The 21,599-nt window shown below is 72.6% G+C and carries 13 protein-coding genes; 6 read left to right on the top strand and 7 right to left on the bottom strand.

Features of this window, described 5'->3' with window-relative positions; all coding sequences use genetic code 11:
* Nucleotides 1–61: 61 nt before the first annotated feature.
* The 3 genes from trmB to M8J73_RS36820 all read right to left on the bottom strand — a co-directional run bounded on the left by trmB (nucleotide 62) and on the right by M8J73_RS36820 (nucleotide 4,563).
* The gene (trmB, locus tag M8J73_RS36830; RefSeq protein WP_055538713.1) at nucleotides 62–859 is read right to left on the bottom strand and encodes a tRNA (guanosine(46)-N7)-methyltransferase TrmB; all 798 of its coding nucleotides are present in this window, start codon (nucleotides 857–859) and stop codon (nucleotides 62–64) included.
* A 761-nt stretch (nucleotides 860–1,620) separates the two neighbouring features.
* Nucleotides 1,621–2,832 carry an L-2-hydroxyglutarate dehydrogenase gene (lhgD, locus tag M8J73_RS36825; RefSeq protein ID WP_055538712.1) on the bottom strand — a complete coding sequence of 404 codons (1,212 nt, stop codon included), beginning with the start codon at nucleotides 2,830–2,832 and terminating at the stop codon, nucleotides 1,621–1,623.
* 306 nt (nucleotides 2,833–3,138) lie between these two features.
* Entirely contained in the window at nucleotides 3,139–4,563 is a 1,425-nt protein-coding gene (locus M8J73_RS36820; protein WP_009320877.1) for an NsdA family TPR-like regulatory protein, read from the bottom strand.
* Between the two features lie 713 nt (nucleotides 4,564–5,276).
* Between M8J73_RS36820 and M8J73_RS36815 the strand changes: the two genes are divergently transcribed.
* The 3 genes from M8J73_RS36815 to M8J73_RS36805 all read left to right on the top strand — a co-directional run bounded on the left by M8J73_RS36815 (nucleotide 5,277) and on the right by M8J73_RS36805 (nucleotide 11,989).
* Entirely contained in the window at nucleotides 5,277–7,391 is a 2,115-nt protein-coding gene (locus M8J73_RS36815) for an asparagine synthase-related protein (protein WP_055538711.1), read from the top strand.
* A 200-nt stretch (nucleotides 7,392–7,591) separates the two neighbouring features.
* The gene (locus M8J73_RS36810; protein ID WP_055538710.1) at nucleotides 7,592–8,362 is read left to right on the top strand and encodes a hypothetical protein; all 771 of its coding nucleotides are present in this window, start codon (nucleotides 7,592–7,594) and stop codon (nucleotides 8,360–8,362) included.
* Between the two features lie 111 nt (nucleotides 8,363–8,473).
* Nucleotides 8,474–11,989, top strand: a complete 3,516-nt coding sequence (locus M8J73_RS36805) for an AfsR/SARP family transcriptional regulator (protein WP_249829596.1) — start codon at nucleotides 8,474–8,476, stop codon at nucleotides 11,987–11,989.
* A 63-nt stretch (nucleotides 11,990–12,052) separates the two neighbouring features.
* On the opposite strand, the gene M8J73_RS36800 is transcribed toward M8J73_RS36805, so the two are convergent.
* Complete coding sequence (locus M8J73_RS36800) at nucleotides 12,053–13,972, bottom strand: sigma-70 family RNA polymerase sigma factor (protein WP_249829595.1); 1,920 nt, start codon at nucleotides 13,970–13,972, stop codon at nucleotides 12,053–12,055.
* A 314-nt stretch (nucleotides 13,973–14,286) separates the two neighbouring features.
* Entirely contained in the window at nucleotides 14,287–15,072 is a 786-nt protein-coding gene (locus M8J73_RS36795; protein ID WP_055536735.1) for a TetR/AcrR family transcriptional regulator, read from the bottom strand.
* Nucleotides 15,073–15,462: 390 nt separating this feature from the next.
* On the opposite strand from M8J73_RS36795, the gene M8J73_RS36790 reads away from it, so the two are divergent.
* Nucleotides 15,463–16,830: an NAD(P)/FAD-dependent oxidoreductase gene (locus M8J73_RS36790; RefSeq protein WP_055536734.1), complete on the top strand. Its 1,368-nt coding sequence runs from the start codon at nucleotides 15,463–15,465 to the stop codon at nucleotides 16,828–16,830.
* Between the two features lie 300 nt (nucleotides 16,831–17,130).
* Nucleotides 17,131–18,813 (top strand): ATP-binding SpoIIE family protein phosphatase, encoded by a 1,683-nt coding sequence (locus M8J73_RS36785; RefSeq protein WP_055536733.1) that lies wholly within the window; start codon nucleotides 17,131–17,133, stop codon nucleotides 18,811–18,813.
* A 220-nt stretch (nucleotides 18,814–19,033) separates the two neighbouring features.
* Here the strand turns inward: M8J73_RS36785 and M8J73_RS36780 are convergent, their stop codons facing one another.
* Complete coding sequence (locus tag M8J73_RS36780) at nucleotides 19,034–20,329, bottom strand: MFS transporter (protein WP_249829598.1); 1,296 nt, start codon at nucleotides 20,327–20,329, stop codon at nucleotides 19,034–19,036.
* 142 nt (nucleotides 20,330–20,471) lie between these two features.
* Here M8J73_RS36780 and M8J73_RS36775 point away from each other — a divergent pair, with 142 nt between their 5' ends.
* Nucleotides 20,472–21,029: a MarR family winged helix-turn-helix transcriptional regulator gene (locus M8J73_RS36775; protein ID WP_055541647.1), complete on the top strand. Its 558-nt coding sequence runs from the start codon at nucleotides 20,472–20,474 to the stop codon at nucleotides 21,027–21,029.
* 248 nt (nucleotides 21,030–21,277) lie between these two features.
* Here M8J73_RS36775 and M8J73_RS36770 read toward each other — a convergent pair.
* Nucleotides 21,278–21,599: hypothetical protein (locus M8J73_RS36770; RefSeq protein ID WP_249829594.1), on the bottom strand; the 322-nt coding region annotated here is incomplete at its 5' end.

Below are 21,599 nucleotides of genomic sequence, written 5' to 3'. Positions count from 1 at the left end.
CGACCGGTCGCGGGGTGTGTGTGGGGCTGTTCGGGCGCCTATGGGGGGTTGGAAGCGGTTCCTACTGATCTACGCGACGGAAGAGCAGATCGTTCACCACATGACCCTTGTCCAGTCCCTGGGCCTCGAAACGGGTCAGCGGCCGGAAGCCGGGACGTGGCGCGAACCCGCCGTCGGGCCGGGTGTTCTCGAAGTCGGGGTGGGCGGTCAGCACGTCCAGCATCTGCTCGGCGTACGGCTCCCAGTCCGTCGCACAGTGCACGATCGCGCCGGGGCGGAGCCGTGACGCGACGAGGGTGAGGAACTCCGGCTGGATCAGCCGCCTCTTGTGGTGGCGCTTTTTCGGCCAGGGGTCGGGGAAGTAGACGCGCAGTCCGTTCAGCGAGGCGGGGGCGAGCATTTCCCTGAGCAGGATGATCGCGTCGCCGTTGGCGACCCGGACGTTGGACAGTCCGTTCTGGTCGGCGAGATTGAGGAGGTTGCCCTGGCCGGGGGTGTGGACGTCGACGGCGAGGACGTTGGTGCCGGGGTCCGCGGTGGCCATCTCGGCGGTCGCCTCGCCCATCCCGAAGCCGATCTCCAGGACGACGGGGTTCTCGTTGCCGAACAGTTCGACGAGGTCCAGCGTCCGCCCGTCGATGTCGAACCCCCACTTGGGCCACAGCCGCTGGAGGGCGTCCGCCTGCCCGGCCGTCACCCGGCTCCGCCGGGGCTGGAAGCTCCTGATCCGCCGCTCGAAATGCGATCCGGCGGGATCGGCCTTGGGCCCGTCCGGAAAGCGGGGCTCACCCTTGGCACGGGTACGCCGAAGGGAGGCACCGGAGGTGCGGGACTCGGGGGCATTGGCAGACTCAGACACAGTGCGCCCAATTTTACGGACCGCACGAAGCGGGACCCAAGCCGTATGGGACCCGAGCCCCAAGCCGCTCCCAGGCCGAAGCGGCAGTAAATCCACGGCGGAACCCGAAGTCCAAGCCGCGGCGGCCCTCTTTCTGGCAGCGGACCGCAAGCCGAAGCGGGACCCAAGCGGACCGCAAGCCGCACGGAACCCGAGCCCCAAGCCGCAGCCGCTCCCAGGCCGAAGCGGCAGTCAGCCCGCAGCGGAACCCGAAGTCCAAGCCGCGGCGGCCCTCTTTCTGGCAGCGGACCGCAAGCCGAAGCGGGACCCAAGCGGACCGCAAGCCGCACGGAACCCGAGCCCCAAGCCGCAGCCGCTCCCAGGCCGAAGCGGCAGTCAGCCCGCAGCGGAACCCGAAGTCCAAGCCGCGGCGGCCCTCTTTCTGGCAGCGGACCGCAAGCCGAAGCGGGACCCAAGCGGACCGCAAGCCGCACGGAACCCGAGCCCCAAGCCGCAGCCGCTCCCAGGCCGAAGCGGCAGTCAGCCCGCAGCGGAACCCGAAGCCCAAGCTGCGGAGGCCCCTTTCTGGCAGCGGACCGCAAGCCGAAGCGGGACCCAAGCCGCACCGGCCCCGAGGCGGAGCCACAACGGACCCCGCTCTGTGGCAGCGGACCGCAAGCCGAAGCGGGACCCAAGCCGCACCGGCCCCGAGGCCCAAGGCCCGAGCCACAACGGACCCCCAAGCCCTCCCCACCCGCAGCGTCCCGAATCCGCGACCGAGGTCACACCGCGGCCAGCGCCGCCAGCGCTCTCCTCCCGACCTCACGCCCGATCGGCAGTGACGCGGTCGCGGCAGGCGACGGCGCGTTCAGGACGTGCACCGCCCGCGCACCCTCACGGATCAGGAAGTCGTCCACCAGCGTCCCGTCCCGCAGCACGGCCTGCGCCCGCACTCCCGCGGCGGCCGCTACGAGGTCCCCCTCGGAGATCCCGGGCAGCAGCCGCTGTACGGCCTTCGTGAAGGCCCGCTTGGACACGGACCGCCGTAGCTCCCCGGCGCCGTACCGCCAGTGCCGTCGCGCTATCCGCCAGGCCCCGGGCCACGCCAGGGTCGCGCCCAGCTCCCGCACCCGTACGGTCCCCCAGCCGTACCCTTCCCGGGCGAGCGCCGGCACCGCGTTGGGCCCGAGGTGGACGCCTCCGTCGATGCCCCGGGTCAGATGCACTCCCAGGAACGGGAACGCCGGATCGGGCACCGGATACACCAGACCCCGCACCAGCTCGGGCCGGGCCAGCTCGTAGTACTCCCCCCGGAACGGCACGATCCGCATGCCGGGATCGTCCCCGGTCAGCTGGGCCACCTCGTCGCAGTGCAGCCCGGCGCAGTTCACGAGGACGCGCCCCCGGACGATGTCACCGCCGCGGATCCGTACGGCCACGCCGAGCGAGGCCCGCCGGTCGATGTGCTCGACCTCGGCCCCGTACCGGATGTCCGCGCCCGAGGCCGCGGCGAGCTGCCGGGCGACGCCCACGAAGTCGCAGATGCCGGTGGTCCCGACGTGTATGGCGGCGAGTCCGCGCACCTCCGGCTCGTACTCGGTGATCTGGGCGGGGCCCAGTTCCCGGACCGGTATGCCGTTCTCCCGGCCGCGCTGCACCAGGGCGTGCAGCCGGGGCAGCTCCGAGCGCTCGGTGGCGACGATCAGCTTCCCGGTGACCTTGTGGGGGATGCCGTACTCGGCGCAGAACTTCACCATCTCGGCGGCGCCCTTGACCGCGTATCGGGCCTTCATCGATCCGGGGCGGTAGTAGATCCCGCTGTGGATGACCCCGCTGTTGCGCCCGGTCTGGTGCCGGGCGGGGCCCGGTTCCTTCTCCAGGACGGTCACCCGTGTCCCCGGCGCGGCACGTGTGATCGCGTACGCCGTCGACAGCCCGACGATCCCGCCGCCGACCACGAGCACATCACAGTCGTAAGCGCCCAGCCTCCGCACGCGCCCCACCTCCCGACTCTGATAGTGCACTGCACCACTGACAATGCCCTCAAACCCGAAAGACGTCTCCATGGCCTCGGTCACGTCCGACCACCGGCCACCCCGAAAGGGGCGCGGGGAACTTGCGCGAAAACCCCCCACATACCCGAACCCGCAAAACCACACAAACCCGGCAGACGAGTAGGCGGGCAGGCGGCCCCCAGCCGGACCCGCACCGGCACCCGCAAGACCACCAAGACCCGCACAAACCCCGCAAGACCCCACGCACCCGGCACACAGCAGGTACCCCGCCCCCTAGCGGAGCGCCTACGCCGGGGTCATCAGCAGCGGCCGTGCCCTCTCCCGCAGCTCGATCACCCGCGGCTCGTCCCCGTACGGCTCCAGCCGATGCAGGAGATCCTTCACGTACTCGGTCGTGCGGGCCGAGGAGATGCGCCCCGCGACCTCCACCGCCCGCACGCCCTGCTCGCACGCCGCGTCGAGGTTGCCGGACTCCAGTTCCGCGACCGCCGACACGACGAGCCGCAGCCCGTGTGAGCGGACGAACTCCTCCGTCGGCCGGGACAGCGCCTGCTCGGTGAAGCGGCGCACCTGCCGCGGTGCCTTGAGGTCGCGGTAGCACTCCGCCGCGTCGGCGGCGAACCGGTCGTAGCCGTAGAAGCCGAGCCAGGACGGGTCGTTGTCGCCGTCGCGGGCCCGCTCCAGCCACCCCTCGGCGGCCTTCAGGGCGGCCCCGGCGGCCACCGCGTCGCCCGCACGCGCGTGTGCCCGTGCCTCGACGAGCCGGAAGAAGCTCATGGTGCGGGCGGTGGCGAGCCCCCGGTTGCGCTCCAGCGCGGCCTGCGCGAGGTCGACCCCCTCGTCGCCGAACCCGCGATAGGTCGCCTGCAACGACATCGTGGCCAGCACATACCCGCCGAGCGGCACGTCGGCCGCGGCGCGCGCGAGCCGTAATGCCTGGATGTAGTACCGCTGGGCCGCCTCCTGTTGACCCGTGTCAAAAGCCATCCAGCCTGCGAGGCGGGTGAGTTCGGCGGAGGCTCCGAACAGCGCGCGTCCCACCTCGTCGGAGTACGAGCCGAGCAGCAGCGGCGCGGCCTCGACCCGCAGGCACTCCGGGACCATCGACGAACGCCAGTCCCCGCCTCCGTACTTGGAGTCCCAGCGCCGGGCGTCCTCGGCGGCCTCGCGCAGCTTCTGCACATCGCTGTGGCCGACTTTCAGGGGCGACCCCGAGCCCTCCGCGGAGCTCGCCTCGCGCGCCACCGAGCTGTCGGCCGGGGTTATCAGCCAGCGTGAGGCGGGCGTCGCGTACGCGCTGACCGCGAACGATCCGGCGAGGGACTGCCAGATGCCGCCGGAGCCGGCGCGGCGGCCCGCGAGGTCGAGGCGGTACAGCTCGGTCGCCGACCGCACGGCCTGTCCGACGTCACGGGGGAAGGCGAGGCCCACCTCGGGCGCGGGATCCGCGTCGGCCAGGCCGATCTCGTGCAGCGGCACGGGCCGGCCGAGCTTCTGGCCGATGGCGGCCGCGATGAGGTGCGGCGCGGCGCCCTGAGGGACCATGCCCTTGGAGACCCACCGCGCCACCGACGTCTTGTCGTAGCGAAGCGTCAACCCGCGTTGAGCGCCAAGATCGTTGACGCGACGCGCGAGTCCTGCGTTGCTGATTCCCGCGAGGGCGAGAACGGCGCCGAGCTTTTCGTTCGGCCCGCGTTGCTCCCTGGACATGCGCCACCCCTCGAACAGACGGCTGCCGCGGCGGCATAGGCACGCGGCATTCGTAAACCCAGCGTAGTTCGCCGCATCCCAAGCGTTAAGGGGCCTAAATCCGGATGGCGGGAATGTGGTCCGTACGAAAGTACGGACAGAGTACGGACTGTTGCCGCGTGCCCCCGCTGTGTGGCCGTGCGCCTGTCCGTGCGCTCTACTCCGGCCAGCGGGGGAGCGGTTCCATGGTCGTGCGTGGGTCGGCCCGCTGTACTGGATCCAGTGGGCTGGGGGACACCGCCGCCTCCATCCCCGCGGGCGGCGGACCGGTCCGGGAGGTGAACTCCGCCTCCCGGACTGTTCGTTGACACTGAGTCGCCATCGGGGTCGGTACGGAGGGTGTGTGAGTTCTGTCCCACGATCCCGATTTGGCCGAAAATCGACGGTGGGTGCGGAGGGCCAATACCCCTCCGACCACGTCTCTTGAGGGCGCGTTAGGAGTTTTGGGGGAGCGTATCGGGGGCGCATTCGCGTCGTAGACCCGGGGTCCGCCTTTGTCGACCGTCCCGCTTCCGGGGCCGTTCGCCAGAGTGACGGGGGAGCGCTCAAGTCTCCCCAGGGGCGCACTTACCGGTGCGCAAGCAGCTCCGCACGCCCTCCATCGAGCCTCCTTCGTGGCAGCATGGGTGCCGTTCGTACGGTGCACTGGTTGTCCACAGCCTGTGGAGGCGTCGATGCGGTGGTTGGTGGGATGGAGCAGTACCGCCGCTGGCTCGCACGCCCTCGGCTCCGCCGGGGCCACCGGCCCGGACGGCGAGGCGGTGCACCCGGTCGGCTCCCACCCGCTGTGGGGCGACCCCGATCCGCTGTGGGCCGTCGGCGACTGGCGCCCCGACGAGGTGCGTGTCGTGCAGGCCGACGCCCAGACCAGGATCGCGATCCTCGGTATCTGCGGGGCCACCGACGAGCAGCTGCGTGTGGGCCTGTTCGCCGCCCGCGGCGGTGCCCTGCGCCATCTCACCGCCTGGCCCGGCAGTTACACGGCCGTCGTCCAGGTCGGCCGCCGGGTCACCGTCTGCGGTGACCTCGCCGGCGCGCGCCCCGTCTTCTACACGCCCTGGGCCGGCGGCACCGCGTACGCGACGGCCGCCCTGCCGCTGGCCGATCTCGTCGAGGCCGACCTGGACTTCGGGCACCTCGCGGCCCTGCTCGCCGCCCCCGACGTACCGGACGCCCTCCATGACTCCACCCCGTACGACGGCGTGCGCCGCATTCCCCCGGGGCATGCGCTTATCCTGCGCGCCGGGGCGCGCGAGATCGCCGGCTACGAGCCCGTCGCGTCGCTGGCCGTCGCCGCACCCACCGCCGACCCGGACAGCGCGGTGGACGCGGTGAGGGACGCTCTCGTAGAAGCAGTACGCACCCGGCTGTCTGCTCCGCGCCACGTGCCCGACGTCGATCCGGGTCCCGTGCCCGGAATGGGCCCCGCGGAGCGCCGCGCCGCCCGCGGGATGCCGGTCCCCGGCATCGGCGCCGACCTCTCCGGCGGCCCCGCCTCGGGCACGCTGGCCCTCCTCGCCGCCGGCCTGCCGGGCGCCCCCGGCACGGTCCTCGGCCATGGCACGGGCGCCGGCGAACGCCTCCTCGCCGTCACCTTCAACGACCTGGCGACCTCGGGCCGCGAGGCCGAACTGGAACGCGCGGGCACCCTGGCCGCCAACCCCCGCCTCCACCACGTCGTCGTGACCGGCGGCGAGGACGTCCTCCCGTACGCGGACCTCGACGTCCCGCTGACCGACGAACCGGGCCCCTCCCTCGTCTTGGCGGCCCGCCACCGCGCCCGGCTCGCCGCCGGCAGCGCCGACCACTTCACCGGCTACGGCGCCCGCCAGGTCCTGGACGCCCACCCCGCCCGCCTGGCCGACCTGCTGATGGACCGCAAGCGCCGCCACCTCGTCCGGCCGGTCGCCGCCCTCGCCAAGGCGGACGGCTCGGTGATGGTCCCCGCACGCGTGTACGGTGCCGCGCGGAAACTGGCCCGAACCCCGTACCGCGCGGGTGTCGAGGTCCTGGCCGACCGTCTGATGCGGCGCCGCTTCGAGGAGCCCGGTGGTGCCGTCGGAGCCTCGCTCGCCGCGCTGACCTGGGCGAGACCCGGGCCCGCCGCCCGTTGGCTGACGGGCGAGGCCCTGGCAGAAGTATCGATTCGCCTGGGCGTCGTGTCGGGCCGCCCCAGCGTCGGTCCGGGCCAGCGCCCCGGTGACTTCCGGGCCCGCGCCGCCCTGGCCCGCCACGCCGCCGACCTGCGCGTCCTCGAACAGGCCGCCGAGATCCGCTCCCAGCGCCTGCACACCCCGTTCCTCGACAACCAGGTCGTCCGCGCCTGCCGGGCCCTCCCCGAGGCCCTGCGCGTCCAGCCCGGCGCCCGCGCCGCCATCCTCCGTACGGTCCTGGAGGGCGCCGGGGTCACCGACCTCCCGCCCGGCTGGGGCGCCCCCTCCCACGCCACGTCCGCTGCCGCGGCCCGCACCGGCCTGCGCGTCGCCGCCGACACACTGATCGGCCTCTTCGACACCCCCCTCCTCGCGCAGGCCGGCCTGGTGGAGGCGCGCGTCGTCCGCAAGGCGCTCCGCGCGGCCGCCGCCGGCGAGCCCCTGCCCCTGGACGGCCTCGCCGACCTCGTCTCACTGGAACTCTGGCTGCGCCGCCTCCTCTCCCGCCGGGGCACCTGCTGGACGGGCACCCCGGCCAGACAGCGCGCCGTGCCCGCCGGGATCACCCCCCAACGGGGCGCCCTGGGCGCGGGGGGCGACGGCCCGGCAGGCGTAACGGCGGTCCGGCAGGTGTAGGTGAGTGCGTGCCCGGAGGGGAACGGCAGGGGCGGCGTAGCGGAATCTCGGAGTCCGGGCGGGTACAACCAACGGGGCCCGTCGACGGTCTCCCCTCGCGATCGGACAGACGTCCGGCTCCCTGGCCCCTCACGTGCACGTACGCGCCCCCCGACGCAGGGCACGCACGAGGTGCCCGTAGCTCTTGTGCCTGGAGAACCATGCGTACACGTACGGCCGCGGCCGCCACCCTTGGCACCTCGGTGCTGCTCTCGCTGCTCGTCCCCGCCGCCGCCCACGCGGACACCGCGAAGGGCGACACGGTCTTCACCTCGGTGGCCTTCAACAAGAAGACCTTCAACGTGGGCGTCGGTACGGCCCAGACGGTCAACGTCGCGGCCACCGCCAAGGACGGGTCGGGCATGCAGGGCATCCTCGGCGCCAAGTTGATCAGCTCCGACGACCGGATCATCCACGCCTACGCCGCCGACTGCACACGCCCGACCTCCACCACCATGAAGTGCGTGTTCCGGTTCACCCTCGACCCCGACCGCAGCGACTACTACGACCTCAAGAACAGCTCGGCCGGCACCTGGCGCTTCACCGCCGAGGCCGTCGCCAAGGACAGCGACTTCTACGACCTGGAGACCAGCGCCAAGATCCAGGTGAAGCGCCTCGCCAGGCTCGCCACCACCCAGGCGGGCCCCGAGCCCGTGGCCAAGGGCGCCAAGCTCACCGTCACCGGCGCGCTGACCCGGGCCGACTGGAACACCAACGCCTACGCCGCCCACGCCGGCCGGTCCGTGGCCCTCCAGTTCAAGAGGTCCGGCACCGCCACGTACACCACGGTCAAGACGGTCACCTCCGACGCCGGCGGCAAGCTCCGCGCCACGGTCACCGCCTCCGCGTCCGGCACCTGGCGCTGGAAGTCCACCTCGACGTCCACGACGAGCGGGGCGACGGCGTACGGCGACACGGTGACGGTGCGCTGACGCGGTCGGTGAGGGTGCGCTGACTCGGTCGGTGACGGTGAAGGCGGGTGAGGGGCGGTGGGGGCCGAGAAACTCTCCCCCGCCCTCGCTCGCCCCGGCGACAATGATCCCGTGCGCTACGCGATCCTGGGGTCGGCCCGTGCCGAGAACGACGAGGGCACCCCCGTCCCGCTCGGCGGCCCCCGGCTCCGCGCACTCCTCACCGCCCTGGCGCTCCGCGCCGACCGTCCCGTCCCCGTGGCCACGCTCGTCGACGACATCTGGTCGGCCGGCCCGCCGGAGGACGCCCCCGCCGCCCTCCAAGCCCTCGTCGCCCGCCTGCGCCGAGCCCTCGGCCGGCACACGATCACCTCGGAACCGGGCGCCTACCGCCTGGCCACCGAACCCGCCACCGTCGACCTCTTCGCCTTCGAGCATCTCCTGACGGATGCCAAGGCGGCCCTCGCCCAGGACGACCCGGCCACCGCCGCCGCCACCCTCCGCGAAGCCCTGTCCCTCTGGCGCGGCCCGGCCCTGGCGGACCTCCCCGACCGCACCGCCGCCGCCCGCCCCGAGGCCCTGCGCGCGGAGGCGACCCGCACCCGCATCGAGGCGGACCTCCGCCTCGGCCGCGCCCCCGACCTGGTACCGGAACTCCGGGAACTCACCGGAACGCATCCCTACGACGAGCCCCTGCACGCTCTGTTGATCCGCGCCCTGCACGAGGCGGGCCGCACGGCGGAGGCCCTGGCGGCCTACGAGGCCGTACGCCGGGCGCTGCGGGACACCCTGGGCACGGACCCCGGCCGGGACCTGCGCGCCCTGCACGCGCTCCTGCTCGCCCCGGAGGCGGGCCGCCCCTCGTCGAACGGCTCCCGCCCAGGCTCCTCCCCGAGCCCCGGCCCCACGGGCGGCCACCCCGGCGCCGGGCACCCCACGGTTCCGCGGCCCACGGCTCCCCAGCTCGCGCCGCCGCCCCCATCCCCGTACCTCGGGCCCCCGGACTCGTCGGCCCCGTACCTCGCGACCCCGGACCCCTCGGCCCCACACCCCCGCTCCGGCAATCTCCGCCCCCGTCTGACCTCCTTCGTGGGCCGGGAGCGTGAACTGGACGCCATCCGCTCCGACCTGCGCGGGACCCGCCTCGTCACCCTCACCGGACCCGGCGGCTCCGGGAAGACCCGCCTCGCCGAGGAGGCCGCCACCGGCCACCCCCGGGCCTGGCTGGCGGAACTCGCCCCGCTCGACCGGCCGGAGGCGGTGCCGGGCGCGGTGGTCAGCGCCCTCGGGCTGCGTGAGACGGCCTTGATCACCCATGAGCCGGCGGTGGCGCAGGGCGACCCGCTCGCCCTCCTGGTGGAGCACTGCGCCCAGCGCGACCTGCTCCTGCTCCTCGACAACTGCGAGCACGTGATCGAGGCCGCGGCGGACCTGGCGGAGACCCTCCTCACCCACTGCCCCGGCCTGACGATCCTCGCCACCAGCCGGGAACCCCTGGGCGTACCGGGCGAGACCGTACGCCCGGTCGAGCCCCTCCTCCCGGCCCCCGCCCACCACTTGTTCACGGACCGGGCCGCCTCCGCGCGCCCCGACGCGGACACCGTGCTGCGGGCCGACCCGGAGGCCGTGGACGAGATCTGCCACCGCCTGGACGGCCTCCCCCTGGCCATCGAGCTGGCGGCCGCCCGGCTGCGCCTGCTCACCCCCCGTCAGATAGCCGACCGCCTGGACGACCGCTTCCGCCTCCTCACCTCGGGAAGCCGTACGGCCCTGCCGCGCCAGCAGACCCTGCGGGCCGTCGTCGACTGGTCCTGGGACCTGCTGGACGAGGCCGAGCGCACGATGCTGCGCGAGGTGTCGGTGTTCGCCGGCGGCTGGGACCTCGGGGCGGCGGAGGAGGTCTGCGTGAGCGGCGCCGCGGCGGCCGACCTCCTCGGCGCGCTGGTCGACAAGTCCCTGGTCGTCGCCACGCCGTACGAGCACGACCCCCGCGTGATGCGCTACCGCATGCTGGAGACGATCCACGAGTACGCCACGGAACGTGCCGCCGAGACCCCCGCGCTCCGGACCGCCGCCGAACTCCGCCACACCGCCTGGGTCCGCGGCCTCCTGGCCGAGGCCGAGCCCCGGCTGCGCTCGGCCGAGCAACTCCCCTGGATCCACCGCCTGGAGACCGACCTGGACAACATCCGGGCCGCCCTCCACCGCGCCCTCACCACCGCCGACGAACCCACCGCCACCCACATCGCCCTCTCCATGGGCTGGTTCTGGTGGCTCCGCAACTTCCGCCAGGAGGGCGCCCAGTGGGTGGACGGCATCCTCCGCCTGGGTGCCACCCTGGACGAAAGGGCCCCCGCCCTCGAAGCTGTCGAAGCCCCGAATGCTGTCGAAGCCTCCGAAGTCCCCGCAGCCCCCGCAGCCTCCGAAGTCCCCGCAGCTCTCGAAGTCGAGGCGGTCGACCCCGTCGCCGCCTTCCTCACCGACCCGGCCCCCACCCGGCACCCCCGGCACCACCCCCGCATGGCCCTCCGGCTCCTCCACCTCGCCCTGGTCGCGGAATCCGGCCCCATCGGCGTGCCGAACGACCCCCAGGCCCGCGCCTACATCAGCCGCCTCAGGGCGCTGTCCGGCCACACCGGCCCGGCCGCCGCCCGCTTCCCCGGCCTGGTCTGGCCCCTCACCGCGTACATGCTGGACGGCACCGCCACGGTCGACATCCGCGCCATGATGGACGAGGCGGTCGCCAACTGCCGCGAGCACGGCGGCGACTGGGAACTCGGCTTCACGCTCATGCTCCGCACCCACATGCTCGTCGACTCCTCCGGCAACATGCTCGGCGTCGAGGACGACCTCACCGAACTCCGCGCCCTGGCCGACCGCGTGGGCGACCGCTGGATGCGCGCCCAGGTGCGCAGCGCGGCGGGCGAGGCCGCGATGGCCCGCGGTCGCTTCAGCGAGGCGAAGGGCGCGTACGAGGAGGCGCTGCACCTCGCGTACGAGGTCGGCGCGAACGCCGAGTCACCGTTCCTGATCGCCCGCCTGGGCGAGATCGCCTACCGCTCCGGTGACCGCGAGGCGGCCCTGGCCGCACTGGACGAGGCCACGGCGGCCGCCGACCGCTTCGGCGTCCCGGACTCCCGCGCGTTCGTCAGTCTCCTGCGCGCCCATATGGCACTGGACGACGGCGATCACGTCCAGGCCCGCGCGCTGTGGCGGTCGGCCCACGAGGAGACCCGTCGTGGCACGCCTCCGCCGCAGTTCAAGGCGTTCCTCGACCTGATCGACGGGCTGGTGACGACCGCCGAGTCGGGTCCGGCGGCCGGACTGCGCAGGCTGACCGGGGCCCTGCGCACCGCGGTGGACAACCGCTGCGCGGAGACGGTGATCGCGGCCCTGGCCGACAGCGCGGCGACCGTACTGTCCCGCCTGGGCGACCACGCCCGCGCCGTACGCCTCCTCGCCGCCGCGAACCGCTGGCGCGGCGACCACCCCTGCGCCCTCCCGGACCACGACGAGCACGAACGGACCCGGACCGCCGCGCTCACCGCCCTCGGCGGCCCCCGCCACGACGCCGAGGCCGACCGGGGCCGGACCTACACCCCGCTCATGGCGCTCGCCGACCTGAGCGAGTCCCTCGAAGCGCTCTGAGCTCCCGCGTTCTGAGCCCCTACGTTCTGAGCTCCCGCGTTCTGAGCCTTGCGCTTTCCGCTCCTACTCGCAGCTGAACCGCGACTCCGCCCAGTCCGCCATGGTCGTCCCGTCGAAGTGGCTGTGCGGTTCGACGACCAGCCGGACCGTCCGGCGTCCGGCGATGTCCACCCGGACCGGAACCGCCGCGTCCCCGCCCTCGACCAGCCCCGACTTCCACAGCCGCACCCCGTCGCCGTAGACGGAGAAGTACACCTTGCCGTGGCCGAGCGTCATGTCGTCGATGCCGACGAGCGCGTCGTACGAGGCGCACCGGCGGTTGAGGTCGACGGTGACGGAGGAGCGGCCGTGGACGGTCACCCCGTGCGCGTACCGCTTCTGCGCGACCGAGATCCCGTAGCGCTGCCAGACCCAGCTGCTCTCGCCGAGCCGCATCTCGGGCTCGGTGCCGTCGCCGGTGAGCCCGTACCGCAGTTCGTTCCACGGGTAGACGGCCGGGGGAGCGGGCGCGGGAGTGGGCGGGGGAGGCGGCGTGGCCGACGGCTTCGACGGGGTCGGGGTCGGCGTGGGGGTGGGAGCCGGGGTGGGCGACGCCTTCGCGGGCGGCGCGGGCGCCCCGGACGGCCTCGGGGTCGGCGTGGGTGCCGGGGACGCCTTGGCCAGGGGTGCCATGGCCGGGGGCGCTCCGGGCGCGGGCTGCTCCGCCGGCGGCTTCGAGCGCGGCGGCTCGGGCGAGGACTCGGCGGCCTGGGTGGGGGGCGGTTCGGCGAGCGGCTCCTTGTCCTTGGCCTCGTGGCCCGCCAGGGCGATCGCCACCGCCGCGGCGACCATCCCGGCGACGCTCACCGCGATACCGGCCTTCGCGGGCGCGCCGAACCCTTCCACCGCGGCCCCACCGCCGGCCCCCGCTCCGCCGGAGCCCCCGCCCGACGCCGATGCCGCGCCCGCGACTCCGGTCGCACCGGCGCCCGCGCCCCCGGCGACGATCGCGGCGGCCTTGGCGTACCCGGCGGCACCGAACCACCCGACGACCGCGACCGGTACGACCGCGGGGATCCCGCCGGCGACTTCCTTGATCTGCCCGGCGGCCACCTGGCACGCGGCGCACTCCTCCAGGTGCTTGCGCAGACCCCGCTCGGCGCGGGTCCGCAGGGTGCCGCGGGCGTACGCGCCGAGCCGGTCCGCATAGCGCCCGCACTCCGCGGAGTTGCCGGCCAGGGAGGCGCTCACATGGGCCTGGAGGTACGCCTGCTTGAGCCCTTCCCGGGCCCGGCTGGCCAGCACCCGGGTCCCGTTGGCGTCCAGCCCGAAGAGCACCGCCACCTCGCTCGGCGACTCGTCCTCGACCTCGGTGTGCCACAGCACGGCCTGCCAGCGCTCCGGCAGCGACCGGAACGCCCGCATCGCCATCGACTGCTCGGCCTCGTGCATCGCCCGGACGTCCGCGCCGAGGTCGAGCGTGTCGCTGTCCGACGCCTTCGCGCCGCGCGCCGCCTGCGCCGCGAACACCGCGAAGTCGTCGACCAGATGCTCGCGCCGTGCGGAGGTCGTCCAGCTCGCGGCGACCCGCCGCACCGAGGTGAGCAGATACGCCCGTACGGCGTGCTCCGGCCCGGAACCGCCGCGTACCGCCTGGAGCATGCGGGCGAAGACCTCGGCGGTCAGGTCGTCGGCGGTGTGGGCGTCCCGGCAGCAGGTGCGCGCGTAGCGGCGCACGGCTTCGGCATGGCGCCGGTACAGCTCCTCGTACGCCGAGTCCCGGCCCGCCCGCATCCGCTCGATGAGGTCGGCGTCGGACCGCGCCCGGACGGCGTCCCCTTCCCGGGGCGGCGGCAGCACCCCCGAGTCGGACCGGTCCCACTGGGCCGGAACCTCACCACGCCCGCCCTGGCCGGGCCCCTGAGACGCCTCCCGCCGATCCGCCCGCGCCTCCGGAGATCCCCCGCCCGCACCCGGCGACTCGTCCCGCCCGTCCACACCCATCGCGGAAGCCCCCGCCGCCAGCCGACACAGTCCCGAACCCCGAGTCACCCTGCCATATTGGCTTTTGTTCAGCCCCGGGCCTCAAGGGCATATCACCCGTCCGAGCGTCTCCCCAGCCCTCCGTGCACGAGTTCACCCGTACGAGTGGCCGACCTCTGGTGACGAGAGCGAGAGCGCCAACAGGAAGAGGCTGCGGCCACGGGAAAGGGAGCGGCCACGGGAAAGCGCGGCGGGAACGGGAAAGGGCGGCGGGGGCGCGAGCCCCACACCGCCCTACGAGGTGGCGCACTTTCTGCGGCGCGCTACCCCCACCCTCAAGCCGGCCGGGACCGGAGCCCCTCCAGCAGGATGTCCAACAGCCGGGCCGAAGCCGCGGCCTGCTGTGCCGCGTCCGGCAGGGACGGTGCCGCCGTGGCGATCACGAGCAGCACGTCGGCCACGGTCACGTCCTCCCGCAGCTCACCCGCCGCCCGGGCCCGCTCCACCAGCTGCCCCACGACCTCCAGCAGCGCCGAGGCCCCGGCGTCGTCGGCCGGCCCGGCACCCAGCGGCGCCGGCGAAGCGTCCGACGACACCAGCCGCAGCTCGGCCGTCGGCTGGACCCGCTGCTGCGGCACCCGGTGCTCGTCGGCGATCCCGCCGACCCCGACCTCGGTCCCGTCCTCCGCGACCCCGACCCGCAGTACCTGCGGCGGCAGCAGCCGCCCGGCACCGGAGGCCACCGACGTCCGCAGGAAGCGCGACAGCGCCGACCACGGGTCCTCCTCCTGCCCGAGCGCTACCCGTGCCTGGTCGGTGAGCCGGGACGTCTCCTCCTCGGCTATGCGCCGGACCAGGACATCCTTGCTCGGGAAGCGCCGGTACACCGTGCCCACACCGACCCGCGCACGGCGGGCGACATCCTCCATCGGCGCGCCGTACCCCAGCTCGCCGAAGACCTCGCGCGCCGCGCGCAGCACGTGCTCGAGGTTGCGCTGTGCGTCCACACGGAGCGGCGTCGACCTCGACCCGTCCCCGCGCCCGTTGCCGCCCGCCGTGCCGATCGCGCCGCTGGGCGCGAGAGCTGAGGCGGACGACCAATGAGAGTCCTGAATATGCATATGTGTTCCCCCGGTAATGACGTCTCCCCCCGGAGACTCTCCCCGTCATCGGAAGCCGGAGTGGCGGGACGAGCGTTCGTGGTCCTCCACGGTTCCGAGCCTGAACTCGGCCGAATCCCTTGAACGCATCCCCCATGCACCCCGTCGACACACGAACATAGTTGAGAGGGAGTCAATTCAGAAGGGGCACGTTCCGCACGGTGCGCCCCACGATCGGAGTACGGGCGGTTTAGGTACCGTTTGCGCCCCCCGCTGCCACCCGGCTCACACCATCTGACCTGCGCACCTGCCGCTCACGCCGGTGAATCGGCCAACCCCGCGCCCACAGGGCGACCGGTCACACAAATTGCCGGGGCTGTGGACAAACCAGCGAGAGAGGTGCGTCATGGGATGGTGAAGGAACGGATGCGCATCCTCATCGTCGGCGGCGGTTACGTCGGGCTGTACACCGCGCTGCGTCTGCAGCGTCAGCTGAAGCGGGAACTGAGTAGCGGCGACATCGAGATCGTCGTAGTGTCCCCCGACCCATATATGACGTATCAACCCTTCCTTCCGGAGGCCGCGGCGGGCTCCATCTCGCCCCGCCATGTCGTCGTCCCGCTGCGTCGCGTCCTGAACCAGTGCAAGGTCGTCATCGGCGAGGCCACCGAGATCAACCACGCCAAGCGCGTCGCGACCCTCACCACCCTCGCCACCGCGGAGGAGGGTTCGACCGCCGAGCAGCTGTCGTACGACGAGCTGGTCCTCGCGCCCGGCTCGATCTCGCGCACCCTGCCCGTCCCCGGTCTCGCCGACTTCGGTATCGGCTTCAAGACCGTCGAGGAGGCCATCGGCCTGCGCAACCACGTCATCGAGCAGATGGACATCGCCTCCTCCACCCGCGACCCCGCGATCCGCGACGCAGCCCTGACCTTCGTCTTCGTGGGCGGCGGCTACGCCGGCGTGGAGGCGCTCGGTGAACTGGAGGACATGGCCCGCTACACCGCGCGGTACTACCACAACGTCAAGCCCGAGGACATGAAGTGGATCCTCGTGGAGGCCTCGGACCGCATCCTCCCCGAGGTCGGCGAGGAGATGGGCCGCTACACGGTCACCGAACTGCGCCGCCGCAACATCGACGTACGCCTCCACACCCGCCTCGAGTCCTGCGCCGACCGCGTCGCCGTCCTCAGCGACGGCGCCCGCTTCCCGACCCGCACGGTCGTCTGGACCGCCGGCGTCAGGCCGCACCCGATCCTCGCCGCCACCGACCTCCCGCTGAACGAGCGCGGGCGTCTGAAGTGCACCCCCGAGCTGTCCGTGGAGGGCGTCTCGCACGCGTGGGCCGCCGGCGACGCGGCCGCCGTCCCCGACATCACCGCGAGCGAACCGGGCAAGGAGACCGCACCCAACGCCCAGCACGCCGTGCGCCAGGCCAGGACGCTCGGCGACAACATCGTCCGCTCGCTGCGCGGCCAGCCGCTGGAGGCGTACGCCCACAAGTACGTGGGCTCCGTAGCCTCCCTGGGACTGCACAAGGGCGTGGCGCACGTCTACGGCCGGAAGCTGAAGGGTTACCCCGCCTGGTTCATGCACCGCGTCTACCACCTCAGCCGGGTGCCGACCTTCAACCGCAAGGCCCGGGTCCTCGCCGAATGGACCCTCGCCGGCCTCTTCAAACGAGAGATCGTCTCCCTCGGATCACTTGAACATCCCCGTGCGGAGTTCGAACTGGCTGCCGGTGGAAAGGCTCCTGAGAACCCGAAGGGGTCGTCCTGACCGGATCCAGGAACTCCACCGTTCAGGCCGACGTCTGACGGATGTCGGCCCGGTCGGACAGACTGGCCCGCGACATGATCCATGATCTCGGGCGGGGTCACCGCCCTGCCCGAGCAGGACCCGACGAAGCCCGCACGAAACACCCCTGAGCACCCCGACGTACCCACACGCCCGCACGACCAGGCGTCCCCCACCGCTGCACCCCGGGGCCACCCCGGGACCACCGGGGCCACCCCCGGAGCACCGGCCGGAACCGGAGCCGGCCACAGACAACACCACGAGGCACGAGGCAAGGATTCGGTGAACTTCACGCGCTGGAGCGCCCGGCTCCCCGGTACGCAGCGCCGCGCCGCAGCGCGGACCGAACACACGGTCACCCCGGACCGGCGGGGGGAGGGCGCCGTGCCCGCGGCCCGCGCCGAACGGCAGAGCGACGACCCACCGGACGACACCCCGCCCGTGCCCGCCGTCGACGACCTCCCCACCCGCGAGATCCTCGACCGCATCCCGGCCCTTGTCGCCCTCGTCCACGGCCACGACCACCGCACCGCCTACGTCAACGACGCCTATGTCGCGGCCTTCGGCGGACGCCCCCTCGGCGCACCGGCCCGCGAGGCCCTCCCGGAGTTGGACGCCCTCGGCCTGCTGCCCCTCCTCGACCAGGTGCTGCGCAGCTCCAAGCCCCGCACGGTCAAGTCCCGCAAGGCCCCCTCCGGCCGCTCGTACACGATCACCTGCACGCCGGTCGACGTCCCCGCGGGCACCGAGCCCGGCGCGGGCGGCGAGGGCGGCGTCCTGATCTTCGCCGCCGATGTCACCGACCACGCCGAGGCCGCCGAACGCCTCCGCGCCAGCGAACGCCGCCAGCGCGAAACCGCCGTCACCCTCCAGCGCTCCCTCCTCCCCCAGGAACTGGAGGAGCCCGACGACCTGCGCATCGCCGCCGTCTACCACCCCGGCGGCACCGAGACCGCCGTCGGCGGCGACTGGTACGACGTCATCACCCTCGGCGGCGGCCGCACGGCCCTGGTCATCGGCGACGTCATGGGCCGGGGCGTACGCGCCGCGGCCGTCATGGGCCAACTCCGTACCGCCGTCCGCGCCTACGCCCGCCTCGATCTCCCCCCGCACGAGGTGCTCCAGCTCCTGGACGGCCTCGCCACGGAGATCGACGCCAACCAGATCGCCACCTGCGCCTACGCCGTCCACGACCCCAACGAGGGCCGCCTGGTCTACGCCTCCGCCGGCCACCTCCCGATCCTCGTCCGAGACGAGAACGGCAGCGTCCAGCGCGCCGACGAGCCGATCGGCCCTCCGCTCGGCACCGGCGGCTGGATGCACGCCTCCGGCTCGATCCCCCTGTGCCCCGGCTCCACAGCCGTCCTCTACACGGACGGCCTGGTGGAACGGCGCAACGAGGACCTGGACGAGGGCATCGCCGCCCTGGAAAGAGCCCTGGCCGGCGCCACCGGAACACCCCAGGTGATCTGCGACCGCCTGGTCCGCTCGACCGGCGTCACCGCCGACCATGACGACGATGTCGCCGTCCTCGTCCTCCAGCACCCGTCCCGCACCGGCCCCGACGGCGACCTCTTCCGCAACGCCGCCCTGGAACTCCTCGGCGGCGTCGAAGCGGCCCCCCGAGCCAGAGCGTTCGCCTCCGGCGTCCTGACCAGCTGGCGGTTCCCGCCCGAACTCCATGACCTGGGCGTCCTCGCCGCCAGCGAACTCGTCGCCAACTCCCTCCAGCACGGCACCCCGCCCATGCGGCTGCGGCTGCGCCGCACCGACCGCCGCCTGATCGTCGAGGTCACCGACGGCAACGACCACCTCCCACGCCGCCGCCGAGCCGAACCCGGCGACGAGTCCGGCCGAGGCATCTCCATCATCGCCACGATCGCCTCCAACTGGGGCAGCCGCCGCACCCCAGGAGGCGGCAAGGCGGTGTGGTGCGAGTTCGCCCTACCGCGGGCTACGCCGTAGGGGTGGGGCCGGGGGCTGCGTTGGCGGGTGCGGGTTTCATGAAGGGGCGGGCCGCAGGCCCGTTCCCTTCAGGGGCGCGGGGAACTGCGCGAGAAACCACGACGAACCCGCACCCGCCGACGAACCGCGTACCCCCGAGCTGGAAGGCGCCGAAAGCGGGGTAGAAGGGGCGGCAGCCCCTGCTGGATGGGACGGGTAGGGGCGGCGGGGGCGAGAAAACTCAGGCCCGAGCCACCGCGGACTCGGCCCCCGCCCCACCCCGAGCAACCACCCGACTCTTCCCAGCCCCGGGCAGATCCTGCACCCCCGTAAGCACCCGCCCCAACCGAACCGCAAGCACCACGATCCCCAACGAGAACAACAGGAACACCACCACATACGCCGCATGCCACGACGCCCCCATGGGCCCACCCACCGCCGGCCCCACAGCCAACGCCAACTGCTTCACCAGCGCGAACGCGGAGTTGTACTGCCCCGCCATCCCCTCCGGCGCCAGATCCGCCACCAGCGGAGCCACCGTCGGCGACAGCATCGCCTCACCCAGTCCGAACAGCGCGTACGTGGACACGAACGCCGCCGTGGCCATCGTCTGGCTCACCTGCCCGAGCCCCGCGACCCCGGCGACACCCCACGCCACGGCCCAGATCAGTCCGACAGCCGCGATCACCCGAGACCGCCGACGCCGCTCCACGAACCGCAGCACGACGAACTGCGCCACCACGATCACCGCGGTGTTCGCCGCCAACGCCGTACCGAGCGCGGACGTCGAAATCCCGGCCGCCTCGACCCCGTACGCACTGAGCCCCGACTCGAACTGTCCGTAGCAGGCGAAGAACAGCACGAACCCCAGCACACTCAGCTGCACCATGGCCCGATTGCCGAGCAACTGCTTCCAGCTCTCCTTGGCAGACCTCGTCGCCCTGGACCCGGTCGCCCCCGGCCCCTCCGTGCCCTTCGCCGCCCGAGGCATCCGCACGGTCGCCATCACAGCGACGAGCAGCAGGAACATCGCCGCCTGTATGGAGAACAGCAAGGTGAAGGATCCCGAGCGCGACGGGTCCACGAGATGCCCGCCTATGAGCCCGCCGACACCGAGCCCCAGGTTCTGGAGGAAGAACTGCGTCGCGAAGGCCCGTGACCGCGTCTCCGCACCGGAGCAGTCGACGATCATCGTCGCCAGCGCCGGCTGCATCACGGCCTGCCCGGCCCCGAGCGCGGCCGCGGACAGCAGCACGCTCGTCGCATCGGCGGCCAGCCCGAGGCTCATCGACCCGACGGCAGCGGTGACCAGGGCGGCGAGCAGCACCGGAAGCGGACCGCGCCTGACTATGGCCCGTCCGGCGAACGGCAGCACCACGAGCGCGGCCACGGCGAAGATCGCGAGCACGAGCCCCGCCGTCGTCGCACCGAGGTCCCGCACCTGCGCCACATAGACGTACAGATACGGGACGGTGAAGCCGAGTCCGAACGCGCCGAGCGCGTTGCCCACATGAATCCGACGCATCGCTGCGCCCATCCCCCTGGTCACGTTCACCTGCCTAGGTAGAAGAAGCCCCCACCAAGCATTAGAGGTGAAGACTTCGAAGCTAAAACTTAGAAGCTAAACACTACACCTCGAAGGACTTCGATGCCAAGCGACGGCGTGCCATACTGCGGCCATGGGTGACACCCCGGGCAGCAACGGCACCGCCGAGCCGCCACTCGAAGAGCAGATCGCCGCGTACCAGCGCGAGTTCCAGGGCCTCGACCCCCAGGTCGAGAAGATCGTCTCGGCGCTCTCCCGCCTCAACCGCCGGATGAACGTCGCCTACGGCCGCCAGACCGCCGCCCTCGGCATCAGCAACGCGGAGTGGGAGGTCCTGAAGGCCCTCGTCCTCTCCGGTGCCCCGTACCGCATGGGCCCGAGCGACCTCGCGAAGCGGCTCGGTCTCACCCCGGCCGCCATGACCCACCGGATCGACCGCATGGTCACCGAGGGCCTGGTGACCAGGGAGCGCGACGAGACCAACCGGGTCCGCGTCATCGTGGAGCTGACCCCCGACGGCCGGGAGAAGTGGCTGGAGGCCATGCGCCTCGCCTCGGTCTTCGAGGAGGACCTCCTTCAGGACCTCTCCCCTCTGGAGCGCACCGTCCTCGGCGAGGTCCTGACCCGGCTCCTGCGCCGCGTCGAGGATGCCCAGCCGGACGCCGGCGGTCGGCTCACCGACCTCGACTGAGCCGTACGCTTGAGGGGCGCCCAAGGTTTGACCACGGGCCATCGAGGGGATGCTTGACAGTCCACCCGCGGATCCGTAGAGTTCTTCGGGTTGCCACGGAGCCGTAACGGTTCTGCGACAGCACCTCCGCCGCAGTAGCGGCACCCAAACCAACCAGTGCGATCTCCCAGCCGGGGTGAATTCGGTGTGCCCGAATTCAATTCGATTTGGGTTCGACGGGCCCGATTGGGAACTGCCGAGCAGATCCGCTAAGGTTTGGGACGTCGGAACGGCCCAACAGCCGTGAAGGCAACTCCCGCTGACTGGGAATCAGGCCCGAAAGGATCTGATAGAGTCGGAAGCGCCGGAAAGGGAAACGCGAAAGCGGAAACCTGGAAAGCACCGAGGAAATCGGATCGGAAAACGATCTGATAGAGTCGGAAACGCAAGACCGAAGGGAAGCGCCCGGAGGAAAGCCCGAGAACAGCTCGGGTGAGTACAAAGGAAGCGTCCGTTCCTTGAGAACTCAACAGCGTGCCAAAAATCAACGCCAGATATGTTGATACCCCGTCTCCGGCCGGTTCGGTCGGG

Source organism: Streptomyces neyagawaensis (assembly GCF_023516595.1).
Classification (GTDB): Bacteria; Actinomycetota; Actinomycetes; order Streptomycetales; family Streptomycetaceae; genus Streptomyces; species Streptomyces neyagawaensis.
The sequence above is the reverse complement of the archived record's forward strand: the minus strand, read 5'-3'. Positions and strand labels throughout refer to the sequence as shown.